Annotated in this window: 16 protein-coding genes; 9 read left to right on the top strand and 7 right to left on the bottom strand. The window is 70.6% G+C overall.

Annotation, left to right across the window (positions count from 1 at the left end; translation table 11 throughout):
- Positions 1-185: 185 nt before the first annotated feature.
- The 3 genes from A5705_RS02170 to gcvT form a co-directional block, all read right to left on the bottom strand.
- Complete coding sequence (locus A5705_RS02170) at positions 186-761, bottom strand: hypothetical protein (protein ID WP_156738252.1); 576 nt, start codon at positions 759-761, stop codon at positions 186-188.
- Between the two features lie 267 nt (positions 762-1,028).
- On the bottom strand, positions 1,029-2,135 hold the full coding sequence (locus tag A5705_RS02175) for a branched-chain amino acid aminotransferase (protein WP_067874407.1): 1,107 nt from the start codon (positions 2,133-2,135) through the stop codon (positions 1,029-1,031).
- Between the two features lie 56 nt (positions 2,136-2,191).
- Positions 2,192-3,298: a glycine cleavage system aminomethyltransferase GcvT gene (gene gcvT / locus A5705_RS02180; RefSeq protein WP_197516888.1), complete on the bottom strand. Its 1,107-nt coding sequence runs from the start codon at positions 3,296-3,298 to the stop codon at positions 2,192-2,194.
- Between the two features lie 14 nt (positions 3,299-3,312).
- Between gcvT and A5705_RS02185 the strand changes: the two genes are divergently transcribed.
- Together A5705_RS02185 and A5705_RS02190 are read left to right on the top strand one after the other, a co-directional pair.
- Positions 3,313-4,464, top strand: coding sequence for an adenylate/guanylate cyclase domain-containing protein (locus A5705_RS02185; protein WP_068275398.1), 1,152 nt, complete (start codon positions 3,313-3,315; stop codon positions 4,462-4,464).
- A gap of 11 nt (positions 4,465-4,475) precedes the next feature.
- On the top strand, positions 4,476-6,032 hold the full coding sequence (locus A5705_RS02190; RefSeq protein ID WP_068275016.1) for a leucyl aminopeptidase: 1,557 nt from the start codon (positions 4,476-4,478) through the stop codon (positions 6,030-6,032).
- Between the two features lie 22 nt (positions 6,033-6,054).
- Here A5705_RS02190 and A5705_RS02195 read toward each other — a convergent pair whose 3' ends face one another.
- Together A5705_RS02195 and A5705_RS02200 are read right to left on the bottom strand one after the other, a co-directional pair.
- Entirely contained in the window at positions 6,055-7,647 is a 1,593-nt protein-coding gene (locus A5705_RS02195; RefSeq protein WP_068275019.1) for an NAD(P)/FAD-dependent oxidoreductase, read from the bottom strand.
- Between the two features lie 3 nt (positions 7,648-7,650).
- Positions 7,651-8,115, bottom strand: coding sequence for an SRPBCC family protein (locus tag A5705_RS02200; RefSeq protein WP_231964232.1), 465 nt, complete (start codon positions 8,113-8,115; stop codon positions 7,651-7,653).
- Between the two features lie 122 nt (positions 8,116-8,237).
- Here A5705_RS02200 and A5705_RS02205 point away from each other — a divergent pair, with 122 nt between their 5' ends.
- The gene (locus A5705_RS02205; RefSeq protein ID WP_067874383.1) at positions 8,238-8,579 is read left to right on the top strand and encodes an aminopeptidase; all 342 of its coding nucleotides are present in this window, start codon (positions 8,238-8,240) and stop codon (positions 8,577-8,579) included.
- Here the strand turns inward: A5705_RS02205 and A5705_RS02210 are convergent.
- Positions 8,576-10,348 (bottom strand): SDR family oxidoreductase, encoded by a 1,773-nt coding sequence (locus A5705_RS02210; RefSeq protein ID WP_068275022.1) that lies wholly within the window; start codon positions 10,346-10,348, stop codon positions 8,576-8,578. The two genes, A5705_RS02205 and A5705_RS02210, sit on opposite strands and share 4 nt — an antisense overlap.
- Before the next feature lie 173 nt (positions 10,349-10,521).
- Here A5705_RS02210 and sucB point away from each other — a divergent pair, with 173 nt between their 5' ends.
- From sucB to A5705_RS02235, 5 genes are all read left to right on the top strand, one after another.
- On the top strand, positions 10,522-12,282 hold the full coding sequence (gene sucB / locus A5705_RS02215; protein WP_068275025.1) for a 2-oxoglutarate dehydrogenase, E2 component, dihydrolipoamide succinyltransferase: 1,761 nt from the start codon (positions 10,522-10,524) through the stop codon (positions 12,280-12,282).
- Between the two features lie 15 nt (positions 12,283-12,297).
- Positions 12,298-13,209: a TIGR01777 family oxidoreductase gene (locus A5705_RS02220; RefSeq protein ID WP_068275028.1), complete on the top strand. Its 912-nt coding sequence runs from the start codon at positions 12,298-12,300 to the stop codon at positions 13,207-13,209.
- Positions 13,210-13,298: 89 nt separating this feature from the next.
- Complete coding sequence (gene lipB / locus A5705_RS02225) at positions 13,299-13,997, top strand: lipoyl(octanoyl) transferase LipB (protein WP_068275031.1); 699 nt, start codon at positions 13,299-13,301, stop codon at positions 13,995-13,997.
- Positions 13,994-14,920, top strand: coding sequence for a lipoyl synthase (gene lipA / locus A5705_RS02230; RefSeq protein ID WP_068275034.1), 927 nt, complete (start codon positions 13,994-13,996; stop codon positions 14,918-14,920). Before lipB ends, lipA begins: the two co-directional genes overlap by 4 nt.
- A gap of 27 nt (positions 14,921-14,947) precedes the next feature.
- Positions 14,948-15,700, top strand: a complete 753-nt coding sequence (locus A5705_RS02235) for a DUF4191 domain-containing protein (RefSeq protein ID WP_068275037.1) — start codon at positions 14,948-14,950, stop codon at positions 15,698-15,700.
- A gap of 12 nt (positions 15,701-15,712) precedes the next feature.
- Here the strand turns inward: A5705_RS02235 and A5705_RS02240 are convergent, their stop codons facing one another.
- Positions 15,713-16,144, bottom strand: coding sequence for an RDD family protein (locus A5705_RS02240; RefSeq protein ID WP_067874370.1), 432 nt, complete (start codon positions 16,142-16,144; stop codon positions 15,713-15,715).
- 224 nt (positions 16,145-16,368) lie between these two features.
- Here A5705_RS02240 and glnA point away from each other — a divergent pair, with 224 nt between their 5' ends.
- A complete protein-coding gene (glnA, locus tag A5705_RS02245) occupies positions 16,369-17,805 on the top strand; it encodes a type I glutamate--ammonia ligase (RefSeq protein ID WP_067874361.1) in 1,437 nt (478 codons plus the stop codon).
- Positions 17,806-17,924 lie beyond the last annotated feature (119 nt).

The following is a 17,924-nucleotide window of genomic DNA, read 5'->3' on the forward strand; positions in this document are numbered from 1 at the left end:
CATCCTCCGGCAGGTGCGCCGCGCCGATCTCGATCACGCAGTCCTCGGGGGTTTCGAACAACCCGCGACCAGCAGCGTCAGCGCGGCGACGGCGGCGACGGCGAGTCGCTTCATCGAGCCTCCTCGTGCCCGGTGACGAACGCGTGCGCCGCGGACGTGGGCGCGTTATGGACCGGCATCGTTGTTCACCCCGGAGCAGCCAGTGCCACGAGGATCGTGTCGGCTCTGGACAGGTGCCGTTCCGCCGTTTTCAGGGCGGACACGAAATCGTCCAGTTTGGTCATGCTGTGGGTCGCAACGGCCTCGATGCAGGACTGCGCAGCCGTGTCGAAGTTGTCGATGGCCTGCTGAACCTCGACGGTCAATCTCGGGTCCGGAGTGGGCATTCCGTTCCGCAACCCTTCATTGGCATCGTGGAGTCCGGTGCAATCCGCTTGCAACTGATCGGCATCGATCGGCCCCTCCGCCTGCAGGACGCCGAAGGCGTCGTTCTCCGCCCGGTGGATGCCTTCGACCGGCACCGCCGAGCGGGAAAGCCAGTCGGCGAGCGGAACCTGTGCGTTGGCGGTCGGTGGCGGGGCGGTTGTCAGCAGCGCGAGGCACAGCAGGCCGGCCGCACCGACCGGCAGGCGGCGCACCCGCGGATGTGGTTGGGGCGCAGCGTCGTTCGCGTGATGCACCGCCGCACGGCCCGGGTTGGTCTTGCAACCGGAGGGCCGACGCGGCGCCGAGGAACTGCTCTTCGGGAAAGTCACCATCATCGGGCTTTCGCATATCCGGTGTGGGCGGCCGCCCGCACGGGGCGTCGTCCAGGACGAACGTAGGGTAGCCCGCCGCGTTGCAACGCGCACTGGTTTTTCCGATCCGACTCGCTACCGACACGGGGCGCGGGCCCGGCGCCCTCGCTGTGCCCGGCTGTAGACGCGAACGCGTTGCTCGCTTCCGCCCGGTGACGCGCCGATCAACGGTTCGGCTGACCTCGTCGATGACCCGCCCGCGGGCGGGATCTCGCCGTTCGGGCGCACCGCCTAGTCCAGGCGGGCCATCCAGCCGTGCGTGTCAGCGAAGGTGCCCCGCTGGATCCCGGTCAGCGTGTCACGCAGCGCCATCGTCACCTCGCCCGGTTGCCCGTCGGCGATCGTGAACTCGTGGTCGCCGTACTTCACCCGGGAAACCGGCGTGATCACGGCGGCGGTGCCGCAGGCGAACACCTCGGTGATCTCGCCGGCGGCGGCCTTCTTCTGCCACTCGTCGATGTCGATCCTGCGCTCCTCGACCGAGAATCCGGCATCAATGGCCAACTGCAGCAACGAGTCCCGGGTGATGCCGGGCAGCAGCGAGCCGGACAGCTCCGGGGTGACCAGCCGCGCCGATCCGCCGCTGCCGAAGACGAAGAACAGGTTCATCCCGCCCATCTCTTCGATGAAGCGGCGCTCGACCGCATCCAGCCATACCACTTGGTCGCAACCGTTTTCGGCGGCCTGGGCCTGGGCCAGCAGCGAGGCGGCGTAGTTCCCGCCGAACTTGGCCGCGCCGGTGCCGCCGGGGCTGGCCCGCACGTATTCCGTCGACACCCACACGGTGACGGGGCTGATGCCGCCCTTGAAGTAGGCGCCGGCCGGCGAGGCGATCAGCAGGTAGCGGTACTGCTTGGCCGGCCGCACACCCAGTCCCGGCTCGGTCGCGAAGATGAACGGCCGCAGGTACAGCGCCTCCTCGCCGCCGCTGCGGGGCACCCACGCCTTGTCGACAGCGACGAGCTGGCAGAGGGATTCGACGAAGAGGCCCTCCGGCAGCTCGGGAATCGCCAGCCGCCGCGCCGACGAACGCATCCTCACCGCGTTGGCCTCCGCGCGGAACGACACGATCGAGCCGTCCGCCCAGCGGTATGCCTTGAGCCCCTCGAAGACTTCCTGCGCGTAGTGCAGCACGATCGCCGACGGGTCCAATTCGATCGGGCCGTAGGGGATGACGCGCGCGTTGTGCCAACCCTGGCCCTCGTCGTAGTCGATCGACACCATGTGGTCGGTGAAGTACTTGCCGAAACCCGGCTCCGCCAGAATGGATTCACGTTCTGCGTCGGTCGCCGGATTAGACGCGCGTAGAACCGTGAACTCGAGTGAGCCGCTGGTCATGGGGCCGATTCTATATCCGTGCGGCAACGGGTTTTCCTCACGTGAACCCCTGGCGGCTAACGCGTTTTGAGGTCGACGAACGGCGGGCGCACCACCTCGCACTCGACGGCGCGGCCGCGGACGTCGACGGTGACGTGCGCGCCGTCGTCGATTCCGGCGTCGGTGTCGATCAGCGCCAGCCCGATGCCGGCCTGCAGCGTCGGCGAGAACGTCCCCGACGTGGTGAACCCGACCGGAGCGTCCCCGGCCAGCACCGTCAGCCCGGGGCGCAACACCCCGCGGCCGACCATCCGCAGCCCCCGCAACAGCCGTCGCGGTCCCGCCGCCTTCTCGGCCAGCAGCGCGTCGCGGCCGAAGAAGGCGTCCTTCTTCCAGCCCACCGCCCACCCGCAGCGCGCCTGCAGCGGCGAGATGTCGAGCGAAAGCTCGTGCCCGTGCAGCGGATAGCCCATCTCGGTGCGCAGCGTGTCGCGGGCGCCCAGGCCGGCCGGGGCTCCCCCGGCGGCCGTCACCGCCGCGATCAGCGCGTCGAACACCGCTCCCGCGGAGTCCCAGGGCGGCAGCAGCTCGTAGCCGTGCTCGCCGGTGTAGCCGGTCCGGCAGACCCGCACCGGCACTCCCGAAAACGAGGCATCGGCGTAGCCCATGTAATCCATGTCGGCCGGCAGGCCCAGCTCGGCGAGCACGCCCGCCGATCGCGGGCCCTGCACCGCCAGCACCGCATACGAGCGGTGCTCGTTGGTGATGGTCAGCCCGGGTCCCGAACCGGACTCGGCCGCCGCCCGCAGCGCCTCGACCACCGCGGCGGTGTTGGCGGCGTTGGGCACCAGGAAGATCTCGTCGTCGGCGACGTAGTAGGCGATGAGATCGTCGATGACACCGCCGGATTCGGTGCAGCACAACGTGTATTGCGCCCTGCCCGGGCCGATGCGGCCCAGGTCGTTGGTGAGCGCGGAGTTGACGAACTGCGCGGCGCCCGGGCCGCGCACCAGGGCCTTGCCGAGGTGGCTGACGTCGAACAGACCGACCGCGTCGCGGGTGGCGTTGTGTTCGCTGACCGTGCCCGCGTAGGACACCGGCATCGACCAGCCGCTGAACTCCGCGAAACTGGCGCCCAGGGCGCGGTGGCGGTCTTCCAGCGGTCCGTGCTGCAGCTCGGTCACGACGACCCACCCTAATGGCCTCCGCAGCTGGCACACTTGGGCAGGTGTCCGGTCCGCTCGACTCCTTGGACTTCGAAGAGTTGGAGGCCGCGGGTATCGCCGACGCCCGCGAGCGGGCCGACCTGATCAGGTACCTGCACGGGCTCGGCTTCACCCTCGACGACATGGTCGAGGCCGAACGGCGCGGGCGGCTGTTCGGGCTGGCCGGCGACGTCGTGGCCTGGTCGGGCCGCCCGATCTACACGGTGCAGTCCGCGGCCGAGCGGCTCGGCCTGTCCGCCGACGAGGTGGCGCACGCGTGGGCCTTGCTCGGCCTGACCGTCGCCGGCCCCGATGTGCCCGCGCTGAGCCAGGCCGACGTCGACGCGCTGGCGACGTGGGTCGCGCTCAAGTCGGTGGTCGGCGAGGAAGGCGCGCTCGGGATGCTGCGGGTGCTCGGCGCCACCATGGCCCGGCTGGCGGAGGCCGAGTCGACGGTGATCCGCGCCGGGACGCCGGACATCCAGATGAACCACACCCACGACGAGCTGGCCACGGCGCAGGCGTACCGGTCGGTCGCCGAGTTCGTGCCCCGCATCGGAGCCCTGATCGACGTGGTGCACCGCCATCACCTGACCAGCGCCCGAACCCACTTCGAGGGCGTCCTGCGCGACACGTCGCCGAGCGTGGTGTGCGGCATCGGTTTTGCCGATCTGTCCAGCTTCACCGCGTTGACCCAGTCCTTGACGCCCGCGCAGCTGTCGGAACTGCTCACCGAGTTCGGCGGCACCGTCGCGGACGTGGTGCACGCCGACGGCGGCCGGGTGGTGAAGTTCATCGGCGACGCCGTGATGTGGGTGTGCTCGGCGCCCGAGCGGCTCGCGCAGGCGGCGGTGGATCTGGTCGACCATCCGCGGGCGCTCGAGGCGGGCCTGGACGTGCGCGCCGGTCTCGCGTACGGCGAGGTGCTCGCCATCAACGGCGACTACTTCGGCCTCCCGGTGAACCTGGCCGCCCGGCTGGTGGCCGTCGCCGCGCCGAGACAGATCCTGGCCGCGGCCGAGCTGCACCGGCAGTTGCCGGGCTGGCCCGCGGTGCCCCACGGCCCGCTGACGCTCAAGGGTTTCGAGGCCCCCGTGACCGCGTTCGACCTGCATAGGCGGGAAAGCAGCGGCGCGGGTGACTAGGGTGGTTTGCCGTGACCACCACCGAACCGGGCTATCACGCCCCCACCGTCAACGTCGCCACCGCGCTGCCCAAACGCGGCGCGACTTCCGCGGTATTGCTGGTGCCGGTCGTCTCGACCGGCGACGACGACAGGCCGGGCGCGGTCGTCTCGGCGGCCGGGCCGTTCCTGTCCGCGGACGCCGTCGCCGAGATCGAGTCCGGCCTGCGGGCGCTGGAGGCCACCGGCGCCGCCGAGCAGGTGCACCGGCTGGTGGTGCCGGCGCTGCCGGTGGCCAGTGTCCTGACGATCGGGTTGGGCAAACCGCGCTCCGAATGGCCGGCCGAGGTGATCCGTCGTGCCGCCGGCGTGGCGGCCCGCTCCCTGGGCGGGGCCGAGGCGGTGCTCACCACGCTGGGGCAGCTGCCCGGCGACGACGTCTGCGCGGCCGCCGTCGAGGGGCTGATCCTGGGCAGCTACCGGTTCACCGAGTTCCGCAGCGACAAGACCGCCCCCAAGGACAACGGGCTGCGCAGGATCACGGTGCTGTCCACCGCCAAGGACGCCAAGAAGGACAGCGCGCACGGCGCGGCCGTCGCGACCGCGGTCGCCACCGCCCGCGACCTGGTCAACACCCCGCCGAACCTACTCTACCCGGCCGAATTCGCCAAGCGCGCAAAGGCTTTGGGCGAAGCCGTCGGCCTCGAGGTGGAGGTGCTCGACGACAAGGCGCTGCAGAAGGCCGGGTACGGCGGGGTGATCGGCGTCGGGCAGGGCTCGTCGCGCCCGCCACGGCTGGTGCGGCTCATTCATCGGGGCTCCAAGCTGGCCAAGGGCAAGAAGGGCAAGGCTGGAAAGCGAGTCGCTTTGGTCGGCAAGGGCATCACGTTCGACACCGGCGGCATCTCGATCAAGCCGGCCGCGTCGATGCACTACATGACATCCGACATGGGCGGCGCGGCGGCGGTCATCGCGACCGTCGCGCTGGCCGCGCAGCAGCAGCTGCCCATCGACGTCATCGCCACGGTGCCGATGGCCGAGAACATGCCGTCGGCGACGGCGCAGCGCCCGGGCGACGTGCTGACCCAGTACGGCGGAATCACGGTCGAGGTGCAGAACACCGACGCCGAAGGCCGGCTGATCCTGGCCGACGCCATCGTCCGGGCCTGCGAGGACAACCCCGACTACCTGATCGAGACGTCCACGCTGACCGGCGCGCAGACGGTGGCGCTGGGCGCCCGGATCCCCGGGGTGATGGGCAGCGACGAGTTCCGGGACCGTGTTGCGGCGATCTCGCAGCGGGTGGGCGAGAACGGCTGGCCGATGCCGCTGCCCGACGAGCTCAAGGACGACCTGAAGTCCACGGTCGCCGACCTGTCCAACATCAGCGGGCAACGCTTCGCCGGCATGCTGGTGGCCGGGGTGTTCCTGCGGGAGTTCGTCGCCGACGGAGTGGCGTGGGCGCACCTCGACGTGGCCGGCCCGGCCTACAACACCGGCAGCCCGTGGGGCTATTCGCCCAAGGGCGCCACCGGGGTGCCGACCCGCACCATGTTCGCGGTGCTGGAGGACATCTGCGAAAACGGCTGACCGCCCGGCTCGGCGCCGATGTCTAGTTCGTGAGCAGCGCGGTCACGGCTCGCCGGATCCGGCGGCGCGGCCAGCCCGTCACGCCCGCCGCGGCCAGCGCGGCGTTAGCCGCGTTGCGCCCGCACGCGCCGTGCACCGATCCGCCGGGGGTGGCCGACGCGCTGCCCAGATACAGGCCCTCGACCGGGGTTTCGGCGCGGCCCATCCCCGGCGCGGGACGAAAAATCAGCATCTGCTGCAACTGCGCGGTGCCGCCGTTCAGCGCGCCCAGGTGCAGGTTGGCGTCGCTGGCCTCCAGGTCCGACGGGCGCTGCACGAACCGGTCGATCACGGCCGCGCCGAAGCCGGGAGCGTGCTCCTCGATGACGTGGTCCATCGACTTGGCGAGGCGCTCGGCCGCGACGTCGTCTGCCACGTTGCGCGGCAAATGCGTGTAAGCCCAAACACTTTCGGTGCCCTGCGGCGATCGGCTGGGGTCCGCCGTGGTGGTCTGCCCCAGCAGCATGAACGGATGCTCGGGCACCACCCGGGTGTTCAGGTCGGCCATCCAGCGCACCAGCCCGTCGGCGTCGGCCCCCAGGTGGACGGTGCCGACGCCCCGCAGGCTCTTCGCCCGCCACGGAATGGGGCCGTCGAGCGCGTAGTTGACCTTCACCACCGGCGGGTCCCAGACGTAGTGCTCGAGTTCGCGGCGCAGCGCGGCCGGGACGGCGTCCTCGGGCAGCATGTCGCAGAACAGCCGCGGCGCGGTCACGTCGGCCACGATGGCCCGGCGCGCGCGGACCGTGAGACCGGCCGCGGTGGTCACCCCGACCGCCCGGCCGCCGCGCACCTGGATGCGGGACACGTTCTGATTGCATTCGATTCGCGCGCCGGCCGATTCGGCGCGGCGCACCAGCGCCGCCGTCAGCTGGCCCGAACCGCCGACTGGCACCGGCCAGCCGCCGTCCTGGGCCAGCATCGTCATCAGGAAGCCCATCGCACCGCTGACGGGCGCGTCCGGCGGGACGTCGGCGTGCATCGCGTTGCCCAGCAACAGCATTCGCGGCGCCTCGCCGTCGAACAACTGCTGCGCCATGGTGTTGGCGGGCTGGATCAACAGGCTGGCGAGCCGCACCGCGTCGCCGGTGCCCAGCTTCAGCAGCAGCCGCAGCATCGGGCGCACGGGCGGAAACGGCGCCAGCATGGCGTCCAGCAGTGGCGCCTTGATTTTCTGCCACAGTTCCACGGCGCGCCACCAGTTGTCGCCGTCGGTGGGCTCCCGGCGGGCGAATTCCGTTGCGGTGCGGGCCGGGTCGGGGTAGACGATGGGCGGGTCGTCGTCGGTGGCGCCTCCCGGGTGGCCCACCACCGCCGGCGCTCGCGACCATCGCAGCCCGTGCTCTTCGAGCCGCAGCGCCGACATCGCCGGCGAGGCGACCGTCATGGGGTAGAACGAGCTGAACAGGTCTGTGATGTACCCCGGTGTCAGTTCGGCGCTGCGCACCGCGCCGCCCGGCTCCGGCTGGGCCTCCAGCACCAGCACGTCCCACCCGGCGTCGGCCAGCACCGACGCCGCCACCAGCCCGTGGTGCCCGGCGCCGATGACGACGGCGTCGGCGGTCTCGTCCGTCATGCCCTACTTGACCTGGCTGGGCTCGAGGCGTTCGGCGAGCGCCGCCAACCGCCACAGGCACTCCCGGTTGCGCGGATAGACGGCGGCCAGCACCAGGCGGTCGGGAAGGATCCGCAGCGGCCCGGAAGCCGGCGTCTCGATCATCTCGATGCGGCAGCCGTCCGGGATGTCCTTGAGGCGCAGCGTTATCCGTGCCGAGCCCAGCGCCCCGAGCCCGGCGCGCAGCACGAGTTCCTCGCCGGGCGTGCAACTTTCGACCACCGTCGCGTCGCTGATCACCAGCGGCCACACCCCTACCGAGTGCTTGATGGCGGAGCCGGGTCGCGGCCAGTTCGGGTCGACCGCGCGGGTCCGGCTGTTGCCCACCACCCACTGCGCATACGTCCATCCATCGCTCATCGCATCCCAGATCTGCTGGCGGGGAGCCCGCACTTCGCGGGTGGTCGCCATCTGTCGAGTCGCAGTCATTGCCCCCGAGTACCCCACCCGGCGGGAACCATGCGCCGCATCGGCCGCCGGCGACCGGTTTAGGGGCGGCGGCCAGTGGTTACTACGCCGTTACGACACTCGCGTTTGACGGGAGGCTAATAGTGACTGTGCGACGGATCATCATCGCAGTGGGCGCCGTGCTTTTGCTGGCCGGGATCATCGGTCTGTTGGTGCCGGTGTCCGTATCGGACGGCAACGGCAATTCCGTCTCGTGCGGGAACGGAATCGCCATGGACCTGAACAGCGCCAGGAACGCCAACGACAAGAACGGCGCCAACATCCCCATCCTCAACCAGGTCCTGCCCCACACCGACTACGTGGCGCAGTGCCAGTCGTCGGTGAACGGCCGGCGGAGCTGGACCATCCCGTTGGCCGTCATCGGGGTCGTCGCGATCGGCGGCGCGCTGTTGGTGCGACGACCAGCGGGGTCCCGAACGGTCTAGATCACGCGCACTCGCGCGGCGTTGCGCAACGCCTGCGGGGCCACGCGCGAAAGACCGTAGACCGCATAGGCTTCCGGCGCGACGGGACGGATCGGTTTCTGCTTCCTGACCGACGACAGGATCGCGTTGGCGACCTTGTCCGGCCCGTAGCGGCGCAGCGCGAACAGCCTGCCGATCTGGCCCCGACGGTCATCGACGCGTTGATCCTTGCCGGCCGGCGCGCTGAACCGGGTGGTGCTGATGATGTTGGTGTTGATCACGCCGGGGCAGATCGTGGTCAACCCGACCCCGGCGGCGTCGAGCTCGGCGCGCAGGCAGTCGGAGAACATGTAGGTGGCCGCCTTGGAGGTGCAGTAGGCGCTCAATGACCCCAGCGGCGAAAAGGCGGCCATCGACGCCACATTGACGATGTAGCCGCCGGTGCCGCGCTCGACCAGGCGCCGGCCGAAGGCCCGGCAGCAGTTGACGACGCCGCCCAGGTTGATGTCGAGCACCCGGTCGAAGTCCTCGGCCGGGGTGTCCAGGAAGCCGCCCGCCGCACCGATGCCGGCGTTGTTGACCACGATGTCCGGGACGCCGTGCTCGGCGCTGACGCGCTCGGCGAACGCCTCGACGGCGCCGGCGTCGGACACGTCGAGCACGTACGGATGCGCGACGCCGCCGCGCGCGGCGATCTCGGCGGCGGTCTCCTTGACGGTGGCCTCGTCGATGTCGCTGACCACCAGCTCGGCGCCCGCGCGGGCGAAGGCGAACGCCGTCTCCCGGCCGATGCCGCTGCCCGCGCCGGTGACCGACACCAGGGTGTCGCCGAAGTCGCCGCGCGGGCGCCCGACTTGGGCGCGCAGCATCGCGCGGCTCGGCTGTTTGCCGTCGGCCAGGTCGGCGAAGTCGTGCACCGCCGCCGCCATCACCTGCGGATGCGACATCGGCGAGAAGTGGCCCGCCCTGATGTCGCGGCGCCACAACCGCGGCACCCAGCGCGCCGCGTCGTCGAACCCGTAGGGCCGCACGTACTTGTCCCGGGTGTTGACGATCAGTTGCACCGGCACGTCCACGACGTGCAGCTCGCGCTTCCGGGAGAACGACCGAAAGTAGTTGGCGGGATACGTTTTCACCGAGTGGGCGGCGTCGCTGGGCAACTTGGCGGAGTGGTGGATCTTGTCGTCGGGGATGTTGTCGACCGCGTTTCGCCGCAGGGCAGGGATCGACAGCGCCAGGCGCAGGAACAGCGGCGCCAGCACCGGGATCGAGAAGAACACCATGTATGTCAGCCGCAGCGCCTGGCTGACCGCCCGCACGAACCTGCGCGGGCGCCAGGGCCGTCGCAGCCCGCCGAAGATGTATTCGACCAGCTGGTCCCGGCTCGGGCCGGACACCGACGTGAACGAGGCGACCCGGTCGCCGGCGCCGGGGCGCTTCAGGTACTCCCAGATGCCGACCGAGCCCCAGTCGTGGGCCAGCACGTGCACCGGGCCGCCGGGGCTCAGCTCGCCGATCACCGCGGCGAAGTCGTCGGCGAACCGGGCCATGGTGTAGCCGGACACCGGCTTGGGCGCCGACGACATGCCGACGCCGCGGTTGTCGTAGCGGACGACGCGGAACCGCTCGGCCAGCAGCGGGACGACGCCGTCCCACAGCACGTGGGAGTCGGGGAAGCCGTGCACCAGCACGACGGTCGGGCCCGCGCGGTTGCCCTCCTCGTAGACGGCGATACGCGCGCCGTCCGCGCTGTCGACGAACCGCTGGGGCACCTGTTGAATTGCCGGCATCGGACCTCCCGCTCTGGCTACGTCGCCACACCGTAGCAAGGGTGTTCGGGGTGCCCGGGCAACCGCGCGCCGTCCGCCCTGGATGTGTGCCGGCGCGGGCGCAATGACAGGATAGTTTTGGTTAGCGACATCGACCCGCCCCCGACCCACGAGCGATCGAGGAGTCAACACAAATGGTCTTCTCCGTCCAGATGCCGGCACTCGGTGAAAGCGTCACCGAGGGGACGGTCACGCGCTGGCTCAAGCAGGAAGGCGACACGGTCGAACTCGACGAGCCCCTCGTCGAGGTGTCGACCGACAAGGTCGACACCGAAATCCCGTCGCCGGCCGCGGGCGTGCTGACCAAGATCGTCGCCCAGGAGGACGACACCGTCGAGGTGGGCGGCGAACTCGCCGTCATCGGCGACGCGGGCGAGCAGCCGCAGGCCCAGCCCGCGGCGCCCAGCGAGCCGGAACCGGAGCCCGAGCCGGAACCCGAGCCTCAGCCGCAACCCCAGGCCGCGGCCGAGCCCGAGCCCGAGCCCGCGGCGCCGCCCGCGACCGGGGGCGATGCTTCCGGCGACTCCAAGCCGGTGCTGATGCCCGAGCTCGGCGAGTCGGTCGCCGAGGGCACCGTGACGCGCTGGTTGAAGAAGGTCGGCGACTCGGTTCAGGTCGACGAGCCGCTGGTGGAGGTGTCCACCGACAAGGTGGACACCGAAATCCCCTCCCCGGTGGCCGGCGTCCTGGTCAGCATCACCGCCGAGGAGGACGCCACCGTGCCGGTGGGCGGCGAGCTGGCCCGCATCGGCTCGGGCGCGGAGGCATCCGGCGCGAGCGCCCCGTCCGCCCCGGCAGCCCCGCCCGCGCCCAAGCCGGAGCCGAAACCCGAACCCAGGCCGGAGCCGAAACCCGCGCCGCAGCCGGTTTCCGAGGCCAAACCGCCCGCACCGGCCCCCGCGCCGAAACCGCAACCGGCCCAGGCCCCGCCCGCCACGGAGGCCGGCGGCCCGGCCGCCGACGGCGCGCCGTACGTGACCCCGCTGGTGCGAAAGCTGGCCAACGAAAACAACATCGACCTTTCGGAGGTCACGGGCACCGGCGTGGGCGGTCGCATCCGCAAACAGGACGTGCTCGCCGCGGCGCAGAAGAAGCAGGAAGCCAAGGCCGCGCCCGCGCAGGCCCCCGCCGCCGCGCCGGCCGCGGCCACCCCCGCGCCCGCCCTGGCACACCTGCGCGGCACCACGCAGAAGGCCAGCAGGATCCGTCAGATCACCGCGGCCAAGACCCGCGAATCCCTGCAGGCCACGGCCCAGCTCACCCAGACCCACGAGGTCGACATGACCAAGATCGTGGGCCTGCGGGCCAGGGCCAAGTCCGCGTTCGCCGAGCGCGAGGGCGTCAACCTCACCTACCTGCCGTTCATCGCGCGGGCCGTGATCGATGCCCTCAAGATCCACCCCAACATCAACGCCAGCTACAACGAGGACACCAAGGAGATCACCTACTACGACGCCGAGCACCTCGGCTTCGCGGTCGACACCGACCAGGGTCTGCTCTCCCCCGTCGTGCACAACGCCGGCGACCTGTCGCTGGCGGGTCTGGCCAGGGCCATCGCCGACATCGCCGAGCGCGCCCGGTCGGGCAATCTGAAGCCCGACGAGTTGGCCGGCGGCACCTTCACGATCACCAACATCGGCAGCCAGGGCGCGTTGTTCGACACCCCGATCCTGGTCCCGCCGCAGGCCGCGATGCTGGGCACCGGCGCGATCGTCAAGCGGCCGCGGGTGATCGTCGACGAGTTCGGCAACGAGTCGATCGGCGTGCGCTCGGTGTGCTACCTCCCGCTGACCTACGACCACCGGCTGATCGACGGCGCCGATGCCGGACGTTTCCTCACCACCATCAAGCACCGGCTCGAAGAGGCAGCGTTCGAGGCTGACCTGGGTCTTTAGGAGGCTTGGACAACTGTGGCCAAGCCGGTCATCGCGATTGCGGGTTCGTCCGGTCTGATCGGCTCGGCCTTGGCCGCGGCGTTGCGCGCCGCCGACCACCCGGTGGTGCGCATCGTGCGCCGGACGCCGGCGAATTCCGAGGAACTGCACTGGAATCCCGCGAGCGGCGATTTCGACGCCGACGCGCTGGTCGACGTCGACGCCGTCGTCAACCTGTGTGGCGTCAACATCGGCCAGCGCCGCTGGTCGGGCGCCTTCAAGCAGAGCCTGCGCGACAGCCGCATCGCCCCCACCGAGGTGCTGGCCAACGCCGTCGCCGACGCCGGCGTCGAAACCCTGATCAACGCCAGCGCGGTGGGCTACTACGGGAACACCAAAGACCGGGTGGTCGACGAAAATGCCAGGGCGGGAAGCGGTTTCCTGGCCCAGCTGTGCGAGGACTGGGAGGCCGCCACGCTGCCGGCCCAATACGCCGGCACCCGGGTGGTGCTCGCCCGCACCGGCGTGGTGCTGGCCCGGTCGGGCGGCGCGCTGCGGCGGTTGCGGCCGCTGTTCGCGGCGGGCCTGGGTGCCCGGCTGGGCAGCGGCCGCCAGTACATGTCGTGGATCAGCCTCGAGGACGTGGTGCGCGCGCTGCTGTTCGCCATCTCACACCCGTCGCTGTCGGGTCCGGTGAACGTGACCGGGCCGGCGCCGGTGACCAACGCCGAGTTCACCACCGCCTTCGGGCGGGCGGTCAACCGCCCCACGCCGCTGATCCTGCCGGGTTTCGCGGTGCGGGCCGCGCTCGGCGAGTTCGCCGACGAGGGGCTGCTCATCGGGCAGCGCGCGATCCCGTCGGCGCTCGAGCGCGCCGGTTTCCAGTTCCACCACAACACCATTGGCGAGGCGCTCGACTACGCCACCGCCCGGCGCGACCACGATTGACTTTTGCCGCGAGGGTGCGCAGTTGTACGCCCGCCGCGGCGTGTCGCCGTACAAACACGCCCCCTCGCGGGGGGAGTACCGTCACCAACGTGAGTCCCTCCATCCGGTCGAGCGCGGCCGCGGTCGACGTCCGCCAGCTGGGGACGGTCGACTACGGCACGGCCTGGCGGCTGCAGCGCGACCTGGTCGACGCCCGGGTCGCCGGCGGTCCGGACACGCTGCTGCTCCTCGAGCACCCGCCGGTCTACACGGCCGGACGGCGCACCGAGCCGCACGAACGGCCGGTGGACGGCACCCCCGTGATCGATACGGATCGGGGCGGCAAAATCACCTGGCACGGTCCCGGACAGCTGGTCGGCTACCCGGTCATCGGATTGGCCGAACCGCTCGACGTGGTCAAATACGTTCGGTGCCTTGAGGAAGCGCTGATGAGGGTGTGCGCCGACCTGGGCCTGGACACCGTTCGGGTCGACGGCCGGTCCGGGGTTTGGGTGCCGGCCGGCGGCGGCCGCCCGGCGCGCAAGGTGGCCGCCATCGGCGTTCGGGTGTCACGCGCGACGACGATGCACGGCTTCGCGCTCAACTGCGACTGCGATCTGGGCGCCTACAGCGCGATCGTTCCGTGCGGCATCACCGACGCCGGCGTGACGTCCCTGTCGGCCGAATTGGGGCGGACGGTCGCGGTCGACGAGGTGCGGGCGGCCGTCGCGGCCGCCGTGTGCGACGCCCTGGACGGCGCGCTGCCGGTCCGTGAAAGGCCCGCCGCCCGCGTAGCATCAACCACGTGACTGTCGCTCCGGAAGGCCGCAAACTGCTGCGCCTGGAGGTGCGCAACGCGCAGACCCCGATCGAGCGCAAGCCGCCGTGGATCAAGGTGCGGGCGCGGATGGGCCCGGAGTACACCCAGCTGAAGGGCCTCGTCCAGCGGGAGGGCCTGCACACGGTCTGTGAAGAAGCCGGCTGCCCCAACATCTTCGAATGCTGGGAGGACCGGGAAGCCACCTTCCTGATCGGCGGCGACCAGTGCACCCGCCGCTGCGACTTCTGCCAGATCGACACCGGCAAGCCCGCCGAACTCGACCGCGACGAGCCCCGGCGGGTCGCCGACAGCGTGCGGGCGATGGGCCTGCGCTATGCGACGGTCACCGGCGTCGCCCGCGACGACCTGCCCGACGGCGGGGCCTGGCTGTACGCGGAGACCGTGCGCGCCATCAAGGAGCTCAACCCGTCGACCGGCGTCGAGTTGTTGATCCCCGACTTCAACGCGGAGCCGCGGCGGCTTGCGGAGGTCTTCGGGTCGCGCCCGGAAGTGTTGGCGCACAACGTCGAAACGGTGCCGCGCATCTTCAAGCGGATCCGGCCGGCGTTCACCTATCGGCGCAGCCTGGCCGTGCTCACCGCGGCCCGCGACTCCGGCCTGGTCACCAAGAGCAACCTGATTCTGGGCCTGGGCGAGACCGCCGACGAGGTGCGCGGCGCGCTGGCCGACCTGCGCGCCGCCGGCTGCGACATCGTGACGATCACCCAATACCTGCGCCCGACGGCGCGCCACCACCCGGTCGAGCGCTGGGTGACGCCCGAGGAGTTCGACGAATTCGCCCGCGACGCCCAGGCGCTGGGCTTTTCGGGGGTGCTGGCCGGCCCGCTGGTGCGGTCGTCCTACCGGGCCGGGCGGCTGTACGCGCAGGCCGTCGGCGGCCGCGCCTCGTAATTCCGCGCGAACGTATCCTTGGTGACTATGGCTAAACCCCGCACCGCCGCCGAGAACAAGGCCGCCAGCGCTCAGGCGGCCGCCGCCCGCAAGGCCGCCGCCAAGGAGCGCCGCGGTCAGTTCTGGCAGGCGTTCAACATGCAGCGCAAGGAGGACAAGCGCCTGCTGCCGTACATGATCGGCGCCTTCGTGCTGATCGTCGGTGTCTCGGTGGCCGCCGGTGTGTGGGCCGGCGGGCTCACCATGCTCACGCTCATCCCGCTCGGGGTGCTGGTGGGCGCGCTGGTCGCGTTCATCATCTTCAGCCGCCGGGCGCAGCGCTCGATGTTCGGCAAGGCCGAAGGCCAGGCCGGCGCCGCGGGGTGGGTGCTGGACAACCTGCGCGGCAAGTGGCGGGTGACCCCGGGCGTCGCCGCGACCGGCCACTTCGACGCGGTGCACCGGGTGCTCGGCCGGCCGGGCGTGATCCTGGTCGGCGAGGGATCGGCGGCCCGGGTCAAGCCGCTGCTGGCCCAGGAGAAGAAGCGGACCGCCCGGGTCGTCGGGGAGGTGCCGATCTACGACATAGTCGTGGGCAGGGGCGAGGGCGAGGTTCCGCTGCGCAAGCTGGAGCGGCACCTCACCCGGCTGCCGCACAACATCACCGCCAAGCAGATGGACACGTTGGAGTCGCGGTTGGCCGCGCTGGGATCGCGCGCCGGCGCCGGCGTCATGCCCAAGGGGCCGCTGCCGAACGCCGGCAAGATGCGCGGCGTGCAGCGCACCGTGCGCCGGAGGTAGTCGCTCCCGAACTCAGCGGCGCAGCACCGCGGTGCCGCTCAGCCGATCGTGCATACCCCGGCCGTCGGCGTCGGTGAACAGCGCCGGGATGACCAGCGCGACGAGCAGCCCGCGCACGGCCAACCGGCCCACCCCGACCGGCACCCGCCCGTCCACCGACGCCACCTGCAGACCGAGCACCAACTGCCCCGGGGTGAAGGTGAACAGGCGCACCGACACGAGGCCGAGGACGAGCCAGACGATCAACACGGCGGTCGACAGCATGCGTCCGGAGAAGAGGCCGAACGCCATCGCCAGCGCCGCCAGGCCGTAGGCGATCAGCCAGTCGATCATCAGCGCCGCGAGCCGGCGGCCCATCGGCGCCAGCGATCCCGCCCCGCGCTCCGGCAGGCCCAGCCGCTCCCCGGGGTAGGTCGATCGGGCGCCCGGCGAACCCTCGGTCACAGCACGCCGCCCGAGGCTCGGCCCGGCCGCCGAGAACTAGTGCGCCCGTGCGGTCGACCAGATACGATCTTGCGGGTCATGGCCCCACAATAGAACCCGCCGGGCGACCCGGATTCTGCTGCGGGGAGCATGGTCACGTAACCTCTGCGCAACATCGAGTTGACTGACGGGCAACATGCGCTCCATAGCGTCAGGCCGCGGATCACCAAGTAAAGGAGCATTCTGTGACGGAAATGACGCCCGACGACGTCTTCAAACTCGCCAAGGACGAGAACGTCGAGTTTGTCGATGTCCGGTTCTGTGACTTGCCGGGCATCATGCAGCACTTCACGATTCCGGTTTCGTTCTTCGACGAGAGCGTGTTCGAGGACGGCCTGGCCTTCGACGGTTCGTCGATTCGCGGGTTCCAGTCGATCCACGAGTCCGACATGCTGCTGCTGCCCGACCCGCAAACCGCGCGCATCGACCTGTTCACCGAAGCCAAGACGCTGAACCTGAACTTCTTCGTGCACGACCCGTTCACCCTCGAGCCCTACTCGCGCGACCCGCGCAACATCGCCCGCAAGGCGGAGAACTATCTGATCAGCACCGGCGTCGCCGACACCGCGTACTTCGGCGCCGAGGCCGAGTTCTACATCTTCGACTCCGTCAGCTTCGACTCGCGCACCAACGGCTCGTTCTACGAGGTCGACGCGATCTCGGGGTGGTGGAACACCGGTGAGCCCAACGAGAACGACGGCAGCCCCAACCGCGGTTACAAGGTCCGCCCCAAGGGCGGCTACTTCCCGGTGGCCCCCGTCGACCACTACGTCGACCTGCGCAGCAGGATGCTGCACAACCTGATCCTGTCGGGCTTCAGCCTGGAGAAGGGCCACCACGAGGTGGGCAGCGGCGGCCAGGCCGAGATCAACTACAAGTTCAACACCTTGCTGCACGCCGCCGACGACATGCAGCTCTACAAGTACATCGTCAAGAACACCGCGTGGCAGGCCGGCAAGACCGTGACGTTCATGCCCAAGCCGCTGTTCGGCGACAACGGATCCGGGATGCACACCCACCAGTCGCTGTGGAAGGACGGCGCCCCGCTGATGTACGACGAGACCGGCTACGCCGGCCTGTCGGACACCGCGCGGCACTACATCGGCGGCCTGCTGCACCACGCCCCGTCGCTGCTGGCCTTCACCAACCCGACGGTGAACTCCTACAAGCGGCTGGTTCCCGGCTTCGAGGCCCCGATCAACCTGGTGTACAGCCAGCGCAACCGCTCGGCGTGCGTGCGCATCCCGATCACCGGCAGCAACCCCAAGGCCAAGCGGCTGGAGTTCCGTTGCCCCGACTCGTCGGGCAACCCGTATCTGGCGTTCTCGGCCATGCTGATGGCCGGCCTGGACGGCATCAAGAACAAGATCGAGCCGCAGGCGCCGGTCGACAAGGACCTCTACGAGCTGCCGCCCGAGGAGGCCGCCAACATCCCGCAGGCGCCCACCCAGCTGTCCGCGGTAATCGACCGGCTGGAGGCCGACCACGAATACCTCACCGAGGGAGGCGTTTTCACGCCCGACCTGATCGAGACGTGGATCAGCTTCAAGCGGGAGAACGAGATCCTGCCGGTCCAGATCCGGCCGCACCCGTACGAGTTCGCGCTGTACTACGACGTTTAAGGCGTCGCGGCGCTAGACGACGCCGCCCGCGCGGGTTTGCTTGCCGCGCGGGCGGTTTCGTCTGTGCCGGGCGGCCCGTCCGCCGCTCCGAACTCACCCCTGGCGATTCGGGTGGCCCT

The sequence above is a fragment of the Mycobacterium sp. E787 genome, from assembly GCF_001668725.1.
Lineage (GTDB): Bacteria > Actinomycetota > Actinomycetes > Mycobacteriales > Mycobacteriaceae > Mycobacterium.